General features: G+C 32.7%; 14 protein-coding genes. 4 read left to right on the top strand and 10 right to left on the bottom strand.

From position 1 onward, the window contains the following. The first annotated feature begins 489 nt into the window (after positions 1-489). Positions 490-1488: a tRNA dihydrouridine synthase DusB gene (gene dusB, locus OF897_RS20575; RefSeq protein WP_267267546.1), complete on the top strand. Its 999-nt coding sequence runs from the start codon at positions 490-492 to the stop codon at positions 1486-1488. A gap of 55 nt (positions 1489-1543) precedes the next feature. On the opposite strand, the gene deoC is transcribed toward dusB, so the two are convergent. From deoC to OF897_RS20550, 5 genes are all read right to left on the bottom strand, one after another. Further along, the gene (deoC, locus tag OF897_RS20570; RefSeq protein ID WP_267267547.1) at positions 1544-2290 is read right to left on the bottom strand and encodes a deoxyribose-phosphate aldolase; all 747 of its coding nucleotides are present in this window, start codon (positions 2288-2290) and stop codon (positions 1544-1546) included. A gap of 2 nt (positions 2291-2292) precedes the next feature. Beyond that, on the bottom strand, positions 2293-2763 hold the full coding sequence (locus OF897_RS20565) for an Lrp/AsnC ligand binding domain-containing protein (RefSeq protein ID WP_267267545.1): 471 nt from the start codon (positions 2761-2763) through the stop codon (positions 2293-2295). 15 nt (positions 2764-2778) lie between these two features. Continuing rightward, complete coding sequence (locus OF897_RS20560) at positions 2779-3714, bottom strand: endonuclease/exonuclease/phosphatase family protein (RefSeq protein WP_267267544.1); 936 nt, start codon at positions 3712-3714, stop codon at positions 2779-2781. 291 nt (positions 3715-4005) lie between these two features. Next, positions 4006-4680 (bottom strand): tRNA (guanosine(37)-N1)-methyltransferase TrmD, encoded by a 675-nt coding sequence (trmD, locus tag OF897_RS20555; protein ID WP_267267543.1) that lies wholly within the window; start codon positions 4678-4680, stop codon positions 4006-4008. Next, positions 4677-5939, bottom strand: coding sequence for an NAD(P)/FAD-dependent oxidoreductase (locus OF897_RS20550; protein WP_267267542.1), 1263 nt, complete (start codon positions 5937-5939; stop codon positions 4677-4679). Before OF897_RS20550 ends, trmD begins: the two co-directional genes overlap by 4 nt. A 64-nt stretch (positions 5940-6003) precedes the next feature. Between OF897_RS20550 and OF897_RS20545 the strand changes: the two genes are divergently transcribed. Together OF897_RS20545 and OF897_RS20540 are read left to right on the top strand one after the other, a co-directional pair. Next, complete coding sequence (locus OF897_RS20545; protein WP_267267541.1) at positions 6004-6867, top strand: glycoside hydrolase family 25 protein; 864 nt, start codon at positions 6004-6006, stop codon at positions 6865-6867. 196 nt (positions 6868-7063) lie between these two features. Beyond that, positions 7064-8794, top strand: coding sequence for a hypothetical protein (locus tag OF897_RS20540; RefSeq protein ID WP_267267540.1), 1731 nt, complete (start codon positions 7064-7066; stop codon positions 8792-8794). Between the two features lie 54 nt (positions 8795-8848). On the opposite strand, the gene gap is transcribed toward OF897_RS20540, so the two are convergent. Further along, entirely contained in the window at positions 8849-9853 is a 1005-nt protein-coding gene (gene gap / locus OF897_RS20535) for a type I glyceraldehyde-3-phosphate dehydrogenase (protein WP_267267539.1), read from the bottom strand. A 34-nt stretch (positions 9854-9887) separates the two neighbouring features. After that, a complete protein-coding gene (gene pfkA / locus OF897_RS20530; RefSeq protein WP_267267538.1) occupies positions 9888-10874 on the bottom strand; it encodes a 6-phosphofructokinase in 987 nt (328 codons plus the stop codon). A 285-nt stretch (positions 10875-11159) separates the two neighbouring features. On the opposite strand from pfkA, the gene OF897_RS20525 reads away from it, so the two are divergent. Continuing rightward, positions 11160-12665 (top strand): S8 family peptidase, encoded by a 1506-nt coding sequence (locus OF897_RS20525; protein ID WP_267267537.1) that lies wholly within the window; start codon positions 11160-11162, stop codon positions 12663-12665. Between the two features lie 58 nt (positions 12666-12723). On the opposite strand, the gene OF897_RS20520 is transcribed toward OF897_RS20525, so the two are convergent. The 3 genes from OF897_RS20520 to OF897_RS20510 form a co-directional block, all read right to left on the bottom strand. Continuing rightward, positions 12724-13893, bottom strand: coding sequence for a carboxypeptidase-like regulatory domain-containing protein (locus tag OF897_RS20520; protein ID WP_267267536.1), 1170 nt, complete (start codon positions 13891-13893; stop codon positions 12724-12726). Positions 13894-14081: 188 nt separating this feature from the next. Further along, positions 14082-14909, bottom strand: coding sequence for a 4,5-DOPA-extradiol-dioxygenase (gene ygiD / locus OF897_RS20515; RefSeq protein WP_267267535.1), 828 nt, complete (start codon positions 14907-14909; stop codon positions 14082-14084). A 111-nt stretch (positions 14910-15020) separates the two neighbouring features. Next, entirely contained in the window at positions 15021-15533 is a 513-nt protein-coding gene (locus OF897_RS20510) for a YceI family protein (RefSeq protein ID WP_267267534.1), read from the bottom strand. Positions 15534-15737: the final 204 nt, after the last annotated feature.

Below are 15737 nucleotides of genomic sequence, written 5' to 3'. Positions count from 1 at the left end.
GCGGGAGAGTAGGTCGCCGCCAGTTTTTTTTCAAACTCCTCAGTCGTAAGACTCGAGGAGTTTTTTTTTGATATAAACTCAAAGATTTGAAATTTAATGTTTGATGTTTGAAATTTAAGAACTTAAGTTCTGAAGATTATAGTTCAATATTTCATATGTTATTTAAGATTCAAGGTTCAACATCTTTCAGCAATTATCATTCATCATTTTGAAATTGCCTGTGAATTTCTTTTAAAGAGTTAATACTTTAAGTTGAATCCTTATATAATCAATCTAGATGACAAATTTCTTAGCCCTGATCGAAGCGGTTACTCCACAGCAGGCAGTCGAAAGGCTGGGCTTTAGCGAAGGAGAAGTCATGGCGCGAAGAGTAGTAGCGGAGAGCAGGATTAAGCTCCTGAAAAATTATAGTTATCTTTCGACTATTAATAATCAGAGTAATAGATATTATAAAATTGTTTAAAGTTTGAAAATTCGTAAATTTGCACCATGATTAAAATTGGCAATATAGAACTGCCGGAATTTCCGCTTTTATTAGCTCCGATGGAGGATGTAAGTGATCCTCCATACAGACGTTTGTGCAAATTGCATGGAGCAGATTTGATGTACTCAGAATTTATTTCTTCTGAAGGATTAATTCGTGATGCGATTAAAAGTAGAAAAAAACTGGATATTTTCGATTATGAAAGACCAGTTGGAATTCAGATTTTTGGTGGAGATGAAGAGGCAATGGCAATGTCTGCAAGAATTGTAGAAACTGTAAATCCTGATTTAGTAGATATTAACTTTGGTTGTCCTGTAAAAAAGGTTGTCTGTAAGGGAGCTGGAGCCGGAGTTTTGAAAGATGTTGATATGATGGTTCGTTTGACGAAAGCTGTTGTAAGTTCTACTAGTCTTCCTGTAACAGTTAAAACACGTTTAGGATGGGACAGTAATTCTATCAATATTGATGAAGTTGCTGAGCGTCTTCAGGAAACAGGAATTAAAGCTTTAACCATTCATGCAAGAACGCGTGGACAAATGTATAAAGGAGAAGCTGATTGGGAGCATATTTCAAGAATTAAGCAAAATCCTAATATTGAAATTCCAATTTTTGGAAACGGCGATATTGATTCACCCGAGAAAGCTTTAGCATACAAACAGAAATACGCTTGTGACGGAATTATGATCGGTCGTGCTGCGATTGGTTATCCATGGATTTTTAACGAAATTAAGCACTTTTTTAAGACTGGTGAGAATTTGGCCGCTCCGACAATTTCGGATCGTTTATTGGCAGTTCGTCAACATGCAGAATGGAGCGCAGAATGGAAAGGCGAAAAACTAGGTTTAATTGAAATGAGACAGCATTACAGCAATTACTTCCGTGGAATTCCACATTTTAAAGATTTTAGAAGAAAGTTCTTAGAAGTCTTTACTTTAGAAGAAATGGATGCAGTTATTCATGAAACTCAAGAGTTTTACGCAGAATATCAAGCTCAACAAGTATAAAATTGAAACCCATCAAATCTTGATGGGTTTTATTATTTTTTAAAGCTTTATTTAATCAATAACCTTCAGTTGAAGACTCGTTTTTAATTAGAGATAGAGCTGAAGAAGTTCCAATCCTTTTTACGCCCAGTTTAATCATCTTTTCGGCATCTTCGGGAGTTCTTACTCCACCTGCAGCTTTTACGGGAAGTTTTCCAGCATTATCAAGCATTATTTGGATTCCTTGAAATGTTGCTCCATTTGGTTTTCCGTTTTCTGTTATGAAAAAACCTGTTGAAGATTTAACGAATATATTTTTTAAATCTTTTGCCTCAAAATTCTCTTCTGCCCAAATTGAAATATTCTTTGTAATATCTGCAATTTGTTTATCTGTCAAAGCCGCAATTTCAATAATCCATTTTGCAATTTTATAATGATCAATACATAATTGCGTACATCTTAAAAATTCGTCTTTTACAAGCTCTAAATCTCCTTTAAGGTAAGCTTCGTAATTAATTACAAAGTCAAGTTCATCTGCACCGTCATTAATCGCTTTTGAAGTTTCATTTAGCTTTTCTTCAACAGAAAAAGTTCCTTCATGAAAGCCAATTACTGTTCCTACCACAACATCCGAATTCTTTTCTTTTAAAAAACCTTTGATCTCAGAAACATAATCAGGACGAATCATCACAGCAAAAATATGATGATCTATCGCTTCCTGAGCTAAATCTTTCACTTTCTGCAGTGTCTCTTCTTCAGAAAGACCTGATTGTTGCGGAGTTTTTAAATAAGTCGAATCTAAATATTGTGCAATGTTCATGATAATTAAACTTTCAATTGTCGGGAAATCCCTTGTTCCAAAGATATGAAAGTTTCAGTTCTTGTTACGCCTTTCAATTTTTGAAGTTTGCTTAAGATCTGCATTAAATGATCGTTATCTTTACATAAAACCTTTATAAAAATCGTGTAATTTCCTGTGGTATAATGCGCTTCAACAACTTCATTTACTTCTTTTAAAGACTTTACAACATCAGTGTAATGACTTGGCTGATCCAAAAACATTCCGATGTATGAAACTACTTTATAGCCTATTTTTCTTGGGTTTAAAAAAGAAATAGAATTTTCAATTACACCTGCTTGCTCTAGTTTCTTAATTCTTTGATGTACAGCTGTAGTAGAAATCCCTACTTGTTTAGAGATGTATGCCAATGAGCTTTTAGAATTATCCATCAACATATAAATAATTTCCTTGTCTAAAGGATCTAATTCGTAAACTGTATTGTTTGTGTTTTTCATCTTAATATTTTTAACTCAATTTATTTCTTTAAAAGTTACAAAAACCGGAAAATGATCACTAAAACCGCCAAGATATCTCGTTCCGGCATAAGTTCTGAAAGGTCTACCTTCAAAACCACGGTTTCGGGTAGTTATGCTTTCAGGATTGAAAACTTTAGCCTCCTGAAAATATAATGCTGCACCAGCTTCAAAAAAAGAATCTGAGAGCATGATTTGGTCAAACAGAAATCCGGATTTATAATGAAAAGTAGAATATTTTTTAGATGAAAACAGCCTTTGAAAAGGGTTGTGCATAATCCTTTGCTGCGAATCGTCGTAAAGAATGTTAATTATATTTTCATCATCCGGGTTTTGATTAAAATCACCGCACAAAATGACGTGTTCGTTATCTTTTATGATGTTTAAAATTCTGTTGCGAATTTCATTCATGATAAAGTTTCGTTTGGGCTGATTAATGTCTTTTTCTCGCTTCGAGGGAAGATGAGCTACAAAAACATTCATTAGTTCTCCTTTGCATTTTAGTTTTGCAAAAAGAACATCCCTTGTTGTGTCATAATTGTCGGGGCTATTGTCTACAATTTCAAAAAAGAAAGTAATTGCCTCAGAATCTAAGATTTCAACTTTAGATTTGTCGTACAAAAGAGCAACATCTACTTTTCGCTCGTCAAGAGAATTATAATGTACAATTCCGTATTGTGAGCTGAAAGGATCGAGTTGTACAAGATCTTCGAGAACTTTTTTTCCGGAAATTTCACACAAGCCGATAATAGCAGGTAAAACTCCGTTTTCTTCTTTCATTAGACGAAAAACGTGTGAAATTTTTGAGAGCTTAGTTCTGTACTTTCTGTCGTCCCAATTTCTTAATCCTGATATTGTGGGGTCGAGTTTATGAATCTGCGGCGGATCGGGCAAAAATAAATTTTCAACATTGTAAAAAGCAAAAAGCTCCATCAACACACTTTCTAATTGTAGTACCTTAAAATTAATCTTATTATCATTTAAATATATTAAAATTTCATGTATAAAATTAGATTTGAATTAAATTTATATTTAAAATCTTAATTAGTTATTATAATGATAAATAAGTCACAAATCTACAATATAAATTTTAAAAAATACCCCGATTTGATTACTAAAAAAATAATCCATATAAAAGTGAAATAGGCAGTATAAAAATCTAAAAGATGGTGTTTAAAATGTAAAATTTTAAACAATAATTATTTATCGCATAACTTTTATTACTTATTCTAAAAGATCGGGACGCTTTTCTGAAGTGATTTTTAGAGCTTGTTCGTGTCTCCATTCTTCTATTTTGGCAAAATTTCCGCTCAAAAGAATCCTTGGAACTTCCAAACCTTTGTAAGTTTCAGGTCTTGTGTAAATTGGTGGAGAGAGTAAATCATCCTGAAAGCTGTCTGTTAAAGCACTTTGTTCGTCATTTAAAACTCCAGGAACTAAACGAATAATAGAATCTGCCAAAACACAAGCCGCCAATTCACCACCCGTCAATACGAAATCTCCGATAGAAATTTCTTTGGTGATATGTAAATCTCTCAAACGTTGGTCAATGCCTTTGTAATGACCGCATAAAAAAATTAGATTGTTTTTTATGGATAAAGTATTAGCAATTTTCTGGTTTAAAGTTTGTCCATCGGGCGTTAAGTAGATAATTTCATCATAATCTCGCTGAGATTTTAGTTCAGAAATGCATTTATCTAGAGGTTCAATCATCATTACCATTCCTGCTCCGCCTCCATAAGGTTCGTCATCAATTTGACGGTGTTTGTTGATTGACCAGTCTCTCAACTGATGAAAATGTACTTCTACAATACCTTTATCTACTGCTCTTTTCAAAATAGAAGTTTGAAACGGACTTGCCATTAATTCTGGAAGCACGCTTATAATGTCAATTCTCATTGCTGCGTATTATTTTTTTGAGATGGCGAAATAATAAGACGTAACGAAGAATCTTTGTTAAAATAGCTCCACATCCAATTGAAAAATATCGCCAATTTATTTCGAACGCTCAAAATAAGCATTAAATGTAAGAACATCCAAAAATACCAAGCTAAAAATCCCTGAAATTTTATAAATGGTAAATCTACAACAGCTCTGTGTTTTCCGATTGTGGCTAAAGAACCCTGATCTTTATATTCGTATTCTAGCCATTCGTTTTTACTTTTCCTCAAAAAGTTTTTCCCTAAATTTTTTGCCTGATTGATGGCAACATTCGCAACTTGGGGATGACCTTGAGGATATTTCGGAGTTTCCATATAGGCAATATCTCCGACTGCATAAATGTTTTCGTAACCTTTTACTTTATTGAAACGATCGACAATATATCTATTTCGAACTAAATTTTCTGAAGGGAAACCATCAATCACGTTTCCTGTAACTCCGGCTGCCCAAATAACATTATTTGACGGAATTTCTTTTCCGCTTTTCATATAAACTTTATCGCCATCATAATCAGTAACAACTTCGCCACTAAGGAATTTTACGCCTAATTCTTTTAAATATTTTTCAGATTTTTCCTGAGCTTCAGGACTCATCACAGCAAGAGGTTTTTCGGTGGAACTTACCAAAATAATTTCAAGATGATCAAAATTCATGTAAGGATAATCACGAGGAAGAATTTCTTTTTTCATTTCTGAAAATGCTCCGGCTAATTCTACTCCGGTTGGTCCGCTTCCTACGATAACGATATTCCAGTTTCCATCGTCGCTTCGGCTTTTCTCAAGAATCAGTTTTTCAAACGTCATCAAGACATGATTTCTGATTCCAATGGCTTCTTGGGTATTTTTCATCCCAAAAGCTTTTCCTTCAAGATCTTTATTGCCGAAAAAATTAGTTTTACAACCGGTTGCAATGATTAATTTATCATAAGTAAATTCTGCTTCGTTAGTAATGACTTTATTATTGGCGTGATCGATAGATTTCACATTGGTCAAACGAAACTGTGTATTTCTGGATTGCTGAAAGATTTTTCTAAATGGGAAAGATATATTAGAAGGCTCGATTCGTCCACATGCAACCTGATAAAAAAGCGGCTGGAACATGTGATGATTTACTCTGTCGAGAACAATTACTTTTTTGTTTTTATTGTTCAGCGTTTTTGCAAGCTGCAATCCGGCAAAACCACCTCCAATGATGATAATCTTTTCGCGTGTTTCCATAATATCAAATTTACTGATTTTATTTAGTATTTTATGGCTTAAAAAGTTAGTTTTGCAAAACTTAATGAGCGATAAAAAGTACACCAAAAAAACTGCCAAAAGCATCCATAAAACAAGACGAAAGAACTATTTTTTGCGTCGAAAAATTGTATTGGCAATATTGGTAATTGCACTTATCGGAACAGGTTTATATCTAAAACAATCAATAAGTTACTATTACGCTTTATACTTTAATAAATTCACTCATAAGAAGCTAAAAAACAACGAAAATGAAACTCTGAGAATTCAGAAAATTCTTGCCAATAATCTTGATAAAACTTATGGTTTTGATATTTCTCATTATCAAAATACAAAGGATATAAAATGGGATAGTTTGAGTATCGGAAATAAAACAATTCCACTTGAATTTGTGGTGATGAGAGCTACGATGGGAAACCGAAATGCCGATAAGAATTTTGACGAATTTTGGGTGTCTGCAAAAGAACATAATCTTATTCGAGGTGCCTATCATTTTTACAGAGCGGATGAAGATCCCGTTATTCAGGCTAATAATTTTCTTGAAAATGTAAAGCTTGAAAGTGGAGATTTGCCACCGGTTTTAGATATTGAAAAAATTCCGAGAACAAAATCCAGCAAAAAGCTGATTGAAGATTTGAAAGTCTGGTGTAAAATAGTGGAAGAAACGTATGACGAAAAACCAATAATTTATACGTATTATCATTACTACAAAGACTTTCTAAGAGGGGAATTTGATGATTATCCGATTTGGCTTGCCAATTACAATGATGTTCCCGAACCTTCACCTGAAGATAAATGGCAGTTTTGGCAGTTTACAGAAAACGGAATTGTTTACGGAATTAATTCTAAAATAGATTTAAATATTTACAATGGCGGAATTTGGTCACTGAAGAGTTTGACATTGGATTAAATTGATAGAAATATTTAAAAATTATAGCCTTTACAAATTTTGTGAAGGTTTTTTTGTGAAAATAATTGTCATAAATACTACAAACGGGTAATTGTTTGATCTTGAAGAATTTTCAAATTTTGTCCTAACAAAATCTTAGTGAATTAATAATTATGATTTTGTAAAACTGAATTAATAACCTTTAAAATTAACTATTATGAAAACTAAAATTTTGTTGTTATTTCTGTTTGGATGGGTGGGAGTAGCTTTCGGACAAATAAAACTATTGTCTGAACAAAAGTCGAAAGAATTTACATACTTAAAGAAATCAGGAACATCTGATAATTTTTTGAAAAATTTAAAAGAAAATAATAATAGAAAAGAATTAGAAGATTTAATTAAAAAAAATACTGGATTAACATTCTTAGAAATAAATCAGAACACAATTTCTGGAGATAAAGAAGAATTGAAAAATGAAAACATCTATAAAACTGATGGGAAAAATCAAGATTCAATATTCATAAATTTGAAAAATGCAAAAGCATTTGTAATTAATGGTAAAAATAATAAAAAGTTATATTTTTATTCTGAAAATGGAATTTTTTTGATAGAAACAAATAAAAAAGTGTCAAAACATTTTATAAAAAATAGGTTGAATGAGGCTTTTGAAAATATTGGCTACCATTGTGATGGTAAATATATCAAAGCTATGCATACATCAGCTTTTGATGAGAAATTTAACATAATCAAAAAGGCTATTATTTTGAACTCATCTGATAATGTAACTAATAATAATGCGATTGCTTTTACAAATGGCTCAAATGATACTAAAATTAGTATAGGAGCAAATTTTAATTATAAACAAGATTGGTTTTTTAATCTCGGGATTTATACGGAAAATATAAAAACAGGTTTTCTTTACTCGAATAAATCATGGAAAGATAATATTGGAGCTTTACTTACTTTCAACAAAGTTTTCCCTGGTGTTCAATATCCTAAATCGAATACAGCATGTGAAGAACTAGAAGATAAGAGAAAAAAATATAAAAAGTCTATCATTGAAGAAGGATTTGATAGTTTTGAAAATTTAAGAAGAAGTAAAAAGGCTTATGATGAGATGTTAAATTCTTTTAAAATGTTAAAAGAGAATATACAAAATGGAAGTGATAATTTTACAATATCTAATGTTAAAAAGCTAGAAGAATACGAGAAAGAAGTTATTAATTTAAAAAGAAAAGTAGCTCTTTATGAAAAAATAGTAGCTAATCCAGATGGATACATAGATAGTCTAATGATTTCATTTGATAAAAAAAATGATATTCTTGAAGGAAATAAATTACATTGGATTAAGACTACAGTGGATATTTCTAATCAAAATGTAGAATTAGACACCGTAAGTGTAGCTAAATTTATTTTAAAGGATAATGAGTATAAAAATTTCCCTAAACTCTCAGTTGATATATCATATAATTTTAATAGACATAAAAAAACGCTATTGAACGCTCAAGGTTTCGTTAAAATAACTATGGGGAATCTTTTGGAAGCAAATATTGGTAGTGAAAGACCTATTTTACAACAAAAAGATGAAGATGTTTTTATATTTGACAAATCGGGGAGACAGTTAGGAAAATACTCATATTTAAAAAGAGCATTTTGGACTTTACAATCCGGAGCTCAAAGCTCATTCTTTATTACTGACAGTTTTGGTTTTACAGGCTATGCTTCACACACATTTGCATTACAAAACATGGAGTATACTGATTATAGAAATCGATATTCGTTGATGGGAGGACTTGTTTTTAAAATTAATAGTTCAGAAGATATTAATAAAGCTACTTTTAGAATTTTAGGTGGTGTTGAAAACGAACCGTATAAAACTAAGGCTTTGGATAGTTTTATGGTTAAAATAAGCTTAGGAATTCCTTTTGGAATATTTAGTAAGAAATAAAATAAAAAAACCTTCCACACGGAAGGTTTTTCTATATCATAAAAGATTAATCAATTACAAAGAAGCCGCATGAATCAACATATCAACCAACTTGTTTGAATATCCCATTTCGTTATCATACCAAGAAACAAGTTTTACAAAGTTTGGAGAAAGTGAAATACCAGCGTCTTTATCAAAGATTGAAGTTCTCTTATCTCCTACGAAATCCTGAGAAACTACAGCATCTTCAGTGTAACCAAGAATACCTTTCAACTCACCTTCAGAAGCAGCTTTAATTACCGCACAAATCTCTTCGTAAGAAGCACCTTTTTCAAGTCTTACTGTTAAATCTACCACAGAAACATCAACAGTTGGTACTCTGAAAGACATACCTGTTAATTTTCCGTTTAATGAAGGAATTACTTTTCCTACTGCTTTTGCAGCACCTGTAGAAGAAGGAATAATATTGTTTAGAGCAGCTCTACCACCTCTCCAGTCTTTCATTGAAGGACCGTCAACCGTTTTTTGAGTTGCAGTTGTAGCGTGTACAGTTGTCATCAAACCTTCTACGATTCCGAAATTATCGTGAATTACTTTAGCTAAAGGAGCTAAACAGTTTGTAGTACAAGAAGCATTTGATAAGATTTTTACATCGTCAGTAAGTTCTGTGTGGTTTACACCCATTACAAACATTGGAGTATCATCTTTAGAAGGAGCAGAAAGGATAACTTTCTTAGCACCTGCAGCAATATGTTTTGCAGCGCTTTCTTTATCAAGAAATAAACCAGTTGATTCTACTACGTAATCAGCACCGATTGCATCCCATTTTAGGTTACTTGGGTCTTTTTCTGCAGTAACTCTGATTTTTTTACCATTTACCACAAGATCATTTCCTTCTACAGAAACTTCTCCCGGGAAAACTCCGTGTACAGAATCGTATTTTAACATGTAAGCCATGTATTCTGCGTTGATAAGGTCGTTGATTCCTACAACTTCGATGTTGCTTCTTTCTGTCATTGCTCTGAAAACAAGACGACCGATTCTACCAAAACCGTTAATACCTACTTTAATTGTTGACATAGTGTTTTACTTTTTTAAAAATTATATTAAATAGTTAGATTGCTAAAATTTCTGAAATCAATAATAAATCTTTGTTGATTTCATTGTGTTTTTTAATGGCTTCTTCAATCGGAGTGTACGTTAAATCATTAGAACGCATTCCTGCCATTACGTTGGTTTCTCCATTCATTAATCCAACAACAGCACCGTAACCCAATCTGCTTGCTAAAACTCGGTCTGCACAGCTTGGAGAACCACCTCTCTGAATGTGACCTAAAATTGCCACACGAATATCATAATCAGGGAATTCTACTTTTGTTTTTTCCGCTAATTCATAGATGTTAGCTAATTTTTCACCTTCAGCTACAACGACGATGCTTGATGCTTTTCCTGTTTTTTCGGCATTTCTGAATTTACCGAATAAATCTTCGATGCTGTCTTTTCTTTCAGGAATTAAAATATCTAAAGCTCCGGTTGCTAAACCACTGTTTAAAGCGATAAATCCTGCATCACGACCCATTACTTCAACAAAGAAAACTCTGTTATGAGAAGTTGCTGTATCACGGATTTTATCAATAGCATCCATTGCGGTATTCAAAGCAGTGTCATATCCGATTGTATTGTCGGTTCCAAAAATATCGTTGTCAATAGTTCCCGGTACACCGATTACTCTGATTCCGAATTCTTCGTTAAAGATTTTTGCTCCGGTAAAAGTTCCGTCTCCACCAATACAAACCAAACCGTCAATTCCTAATTTTTGACAGTTTTCAAAAGCTTTTTGACGTCCTTCTTTGGTTCTGAATTCTTGGGAACGGGCAGATTTAAGAATAGTTCCACCCTGATTGATTATATTTTTAACGGAACGAGCTCCCATTTTCAGGAAATCGTCGTGAATAAGACCTGTATAGCCTTCTCTTACTCCGTAACATTCGATATGATAATAATTTGCGGTTCTTACTACCGCTCTTAATGCTGCGTTCATCCCCGGAGAATCACCTCCAGAAGTAAGAACTGCAATTTTTTTTACAGCACTTTCTCTCATTTAGTAAAAAATTTCAAACACAAATTTACAAAAACAAGTTCAGATAATTGCAGATTCTTCCGAATAACTTTCAGTAATGGATATTTAATATTTCTATGGGAAATTATGGCTAAATCAAGATTACAAATCTCTTTTTGTACATCAATTAAATTTAAAGAAACATGAATATTTATTGTGAATTATTTAAAACTAAAAATAAAATATTTCACTCAATAATATAATTTTAATATTTCTATATCATTAGAAATTAATATCTTGTGATACCAAATTTTAAATATTTAAATCATGAAAAAATGTGTATTCTACCTACTCACGATTTTTGCGTTAAGCTCATGTTCTACAGAAGAAATGCAAACCAATTCGGTTGAAGCAGAAATTGTGCAAACCGAAGCGTTGAGCACAAGACAAATCAACGAACAAATTAATCAAACCACTAAAACAAAAGGAAAATTTTCCTGGAATGAAGCTTCATCACACTTTTTGTGGAGTGGAATTGTTAAGGGAAATAAAATAGCTTCCATAGGTTTTGGAGATTCAAAAGATGATTTCGACAGAAGTAAATCTTCTAATTCTGAGGCTTTACAGAATGAAATTTTAGAAATCATTCAACAATATGAAGGCAAGAAAGACAGAGTTTTATTGGCTTCTGATGAATATTTAAATCAGATTGATGTTTATATTGAAAAGCAGGAAACAGTAATCGCCTTGAGAAAACTTAAATCAATTCGTTACTTCGAACCGGCAGATTACAGATATTTTGAAAATGAAAATAAAATCAATGGAACTACTGCAAAATCGAGTGGAAGTTCTTCAGGTTGTGGTCTCGAATCTACAGCTTTAAATACAGCAGATTACACCACAGTGTCTCCAAATGCAAAAGCGCCGTGGTCATTTGCAAAACATAATATTACAAATGCATGGAATTACAGCACCGGAGCCGGAATTACTATCGGATTAATTGATTCTGGAGTTTCTTTTAATCAAAGTTTATTGAGCGGAAGTTTTAATAATGGTTCGTCTTCAGGAAGGACAATCAGTAAAAATGGGGTTTATGTAGACTCTATTTGGCCGTGGAGTTCAGGATATGACGGAGCAGATGATAAATGCGGCCATGGAACGAGTATGGCTTCTGCAATGGCGGCTCCGAGAAATAATCAGGGACAACCTGTTGGTGTTGCTTATAATGCAAATTTAATTTCTTACAGAGCGGCTTCAAATGTTGTTTTGGATGGTTATCATGAGCAAGAAGGAGTAAAAATAGCCTTTACAAACCTTGGAAACACGACAAGTGTAAAAATTATTTCAATGTCGATGGGACATATTTTCTCTGTAGGAAAAATTGAAGATGGGGTGAAATATGCTTATTCAAAAGGTAAACTGATCTTTTGCGCAGGAGGAACTTCAACAAGTTTTACAACTTTTGTCGGTGTGATTTTCCCTGCTTGGATGCCCGAAACTCAAGCGATTACAGGAGTTAAAGAAAATACTTCCAATCAAAAATGTGATGTGTGTCATTCAGGAAGTGAGATTGATTTTACTTATCAAATGGAAAGAGCATCAGGAAACAATATTCCGGTTTTAAGTTATTATAACGGACAAACCGATTACGTAGGTGGTTCTTCTGTGGCAACGGCTTCTACAGCAGGAATTGCAGCTTTGGTTTGGTCTAAAAATCCTTCATGGACAAGAGATCAGGTTTTAAATAAAATGAGACAGTCTGCAACATATTATCCGACTAAAAATGCGGATTATGGTTACGGAAATATCAATGTTTTACAAGCTGTACAATAAGTTTTATTTATTTTAAACATAATGAAAGCTTCCGTTTTTGGAAGCTTTTTTATTGGAATTAATCGCCTAACTGATAATCCAATGGCAAAAGTTTTTCAATTTTATCTTTCGCAAAATCTCCTTGATTGGTTAATTGACCGGGATTTGATGTGTTTCCGTTATCATAAATTTCATAAGATTGATCTTCAAGATGAAGAAATGACGTCTGATTAATAGGTAAACTGCTTTTTACAAAATTGCCTTTAATTAATTCATAATAATACTTTTTAAAATTAATCTGCATCATATAATTATAATCTAGAAATAATTTTCCATCAGACTTTTTAATATAATCAGATTCAGGAATTTGAGTTTTGGTGATGGCTATTTTGTAAGGCGGCTCGTTTCTTTTTCTGGTTCCGATATCGAGAAGATCGTCTGGAACGCTTGTAATGGTTTTAGTTTTTATAGTTTTTGCAAAATCTTTCAGCCTTTGTAATTCTTCTTCAGTTGGATATTTTGAATTGGGAAATTTTGTAATCTGATTTACAATAAAACCCTCGCTTTTCACTGTTTCCATGAATACTGAGCGGAAAAAATGCACCTGACTTCCGTCGTAAGCATTCATTCGATTGAGTTTTACTTTATCTGTATTTTTAGTTTCCTTAAAAAAACTTGTTCCGATAAATCTTGTTGTATTTTCATCAAAACTTGCAATAAATTCTTCCAGATTATAGTCAATGGTGTAACCTAGATTTTTATTTTCAATAATTAAAGTCTGCGGAGCTTTTACTCTTAAAATTTTATTCGTTTTATCGTACGAAAACTTCAATGAACGTTGATTTTTAATCCTCACATTTGTTTGATCTTCGCCAATAAAAGAATCCAAAAAGAATTTAATGTAATTTTTATAGGCTGTTTCCGTAAATGGAATAATAACAACTTCTTCAATTTCTTTGGCTTTAATCAAAACTACTTTCAGTTTTTTATTTAAAACTTCAGAAGTATTGATGGTGAAAGTTTCGTAATTGTCTTTTTTAAAAACAAGACTGTTGTTATTTTTTGAATTGAGATTTAAAATAAAACTTCCGTCTTCCGCAGAAACGGTTCCTGTTTTTGTTCCGTCAAGATAAATACTGACATTCGCAATCGGTTTTTCAATGTCATTGACGACAGTTCCTTTTATCGTTTGTGAAAAAAGCACATAAAAAGGACAAATCATTAAGAAGAGTAATACTGTTTTTTTCATGGTAAACAATATTACTAAATTTATAGTGATAAAAAAAGTCGTTGTTAAAATTTAAAATTTAATTCAAACTTTCAAACTTTTTCAACATTAAGAATAGTAAGTTTTTAAGAATAAATTAGACGTTAAATCTTTTAAGTTTCTCAAAGTGAAATGTTAAGCTTTATTAATTAGATCTTAATGGTTTAAAATTAACCAATTTTCACACTCGTCATACTCAATGAACCACCAATTAAATCATCATTAAATAAAACCAAATCTTCCGATTTACTTTTTAAACCTAAAGAATAAAGCAAAGGCAGATAATGATCGGGTGTAGGAATAGCATAACGCATTGAAGTTCCCTGTTTATGATAGTCGATTAAATTTTGAAAATTTCCGTCGAGAAGCCAATTGTTGGTGAGTTCACGGGCTTCAATTGCCCAGTCCCAACCCGCTCCAACCGTATCAATATTTCGCCAGTCAATCAATCCTAAATTATGAACAATGTTTCCACTGCCGATAATCAAAATTCCTTTTTCTCTCAGCTTTTCTAATTTTTTAGCCAAATCAAAATGATATTGTGGAGGTTTTGTATAATCAATGCTCAGTTGAATCACGGGAATATCTGCATTCGGATACATATGTTTTATAACCGACCACGCTCCATGATCAAGTCCCCAATTGTGATCTTCCTCTACCAAAACAGGTTTTAAAAGTTCTGCAGTCTCATGAGCCAGTTCAGGATTTCCGGAAGCCGGATATTGTACGTCAAACAAAGCCTGTGGAAAACCACCAAAATCATGAATGGTTTTGGGCATTTTCATCGCAGTTACTTTAGTTCCGTCGGTGTACCAATGCGCAGAAATACACAAAATAGCATTAGGTTTCGGAATTTCTTTAGCCACATTTCTGAATCCCTGAACGAATTGATTTTCTTCAATCGCATTCATCGGGGAGCCGTGTCCCAAAAAAAGAACCGGCATTTTCTGAGAATTTTTAAACTGACTGCTGATATTCTGTAAATCGTTAAGATTCATTTTAATTGAGATTAAAAAAGGTTCAAGGCTAAAATTCCCTGAACCTTTCTGATTTAAAAAACAATGATTTCATTATTCTGCCACTTCATGGCTTAGCTGAAATCTATTTAATTAAGCTTGTTTTACAAACTGCAATTCACCTGCAATTTTCACGTCTTCACTTACCATTACACCTCCTGCTTCAAGAGCTGCATTCCAGTTTAGACCAAAATCTTTTCTGTTGATTTTTCCCTCAAAAGAGAAACCAGCTTTTGTATTTCCCCAAGGATCTACGTTGATTCCACCGAATTCTACATCCAGGTTGATAGGTTTTGTCACTCCGTTTACGGTAAGATTTCCGGTAACAGAATTGTTAAGCGCATCAGATTCGAAAGTAATTGTTGGGTTTGCTTCTGCATTAAAGAATTCTGCAGATTTTAAGTGATTATCTCTGTCTGTATTGTGAGTAGAGATAGAATTTACCTGAATAGTTGCCGTAGTTTTAGCATTTGTAAAAGTATCGTCATCAGCATCGATTTCAGCGTTGAAATCTGTGAAGTTTCCTTTAATATTAGAAATCATCATGTGTTTTACTTTGAAAGTAATTTCACTGTGAGCTGGGTCTAAATTCCATTTTGTAGCCATTGTATTTATTTTTTGTTGTTATTTATAGTGCAAATCTACGGCAACTATGATACCCAAAACATTGATTTAGGATAAGAAAATCATTTTAGTATAAATTTAATTACTATTCATTACTTTCTGTTCATTACTTATTTTTATTAGAAGCTTTATCCCGCTTTCACTACTCGCTTTTTTCTTGGTTCCGGCGGCGGCAAAGCCGCCGCC

This window comes from Chryseobacterium formosum (assembly GCF_026460885.1).
Taxonomy (GTDB): domain Bacteria; phylum Bacteroidota; class Bacteroidia; order Flavobacteriales; family Weeksellaceae; genus Chryseobacterium; species Chryseobacterium formosus.
This window is presented reverse-complemented; position numbering and strand designations above follow the sequence as displayed.

What these genes read in the sequence shown, in the direction of transcription:
- OF897_RS20525 (WP_267267537.1), top strand. Translation starts at nt 11,160, where the DNA reads ATGAAAAAATGTGTATTCTACCTACTCACGATTTTTGCGTTAAGCTCA.
- gap (WP_267267539.1), bottom strand. Translation starts at nt 9,853, where the DNA reads ATGTCAACAATTAAAGTAGGTATTAACGGTTTTGGTAGAATCGGTCGT.
- OF897_RS20510 (WP_267267534.1), bottom strand. Translation starts at nt 15,533, where the DNA reads ATGGCTACAAAATGGAATTTAGACCCAGCTCACAGTGAAATTACTTTC.
- OF897_RS20540 (WP_267267540.1), top strand. Translation starts at nt 7,064, where the DNA reads ATGAAAACTAAAATTTTGTTGTTATTTCTGTTTGGATGGGTGGGAGTA.
- trmD (WP_267267543.1), bottom strand. Translation starts at nt 4,680, where the DNA reads ATGAGAATTGACATTATAAGCGTGCTTCCAGAATTAATGGCAAGTCCG.
- pfkA (WP_267267538.1), bottom strand. Translation starts at nt 10,874, where the DNA reads ATGAGAGAAAGTGCTGTAAAAAAAATTGCAGTTCTTACTTCTGGAGGT.
- OF897_RS20550 (WP_267267542.1), bottom strand. Translation starts at nt 5,939, where the DNA reads ATGGAAACACGCGAAAAGATTATCATCATTGGAGGTGGTTTTGCCGGA.
- OF897_RS20560 (WP_267267544.1), bottom strand. Translation starts at nt 3,714, where the DNA reads ATGGAGCTTTTTGCTTTTTACAATGTTGAAAATTTATTTTTGCCCGAT.
- OF897_RS20545 (WP_267267541.1), top strand. Translation starts at nt 6,004, where the DNA reads ATGAGCGATAAAAAGTACACCAAAAAAACTGCCAAAAGCATCCATAAA.
- OF897_RS20565 (WP_267267545.1), bottom strand. Translation starts at nt 2,763, where the DNA reads ATGAAAAACACAAACAATACAGTTTACGAATTAGATCCTTTAGACAAG.
- ygiD (WP_267267535.1), bottom strand. Translation starts at nt 14,909, where the DNA reads ATGAATCTTAACGATTTACAGAATATCAGCAGTCAGTTTAAAAATTCT.
- dusB (WP_267267546.1), top strand. Translation starts at nt 490, where the DNA reads ATGATTAAAATTGGCAATATAGAACTGCCGGAATTTCCGCTTTTATTA.
- OF897_RS20520 (WP_267267536.1), bottom strand. Translation starts at nt 13,893, where the DNA reads ATGAAAAAAACAGTATTACTCTTCTTAATGATTTGTCCTTTTTATGTG.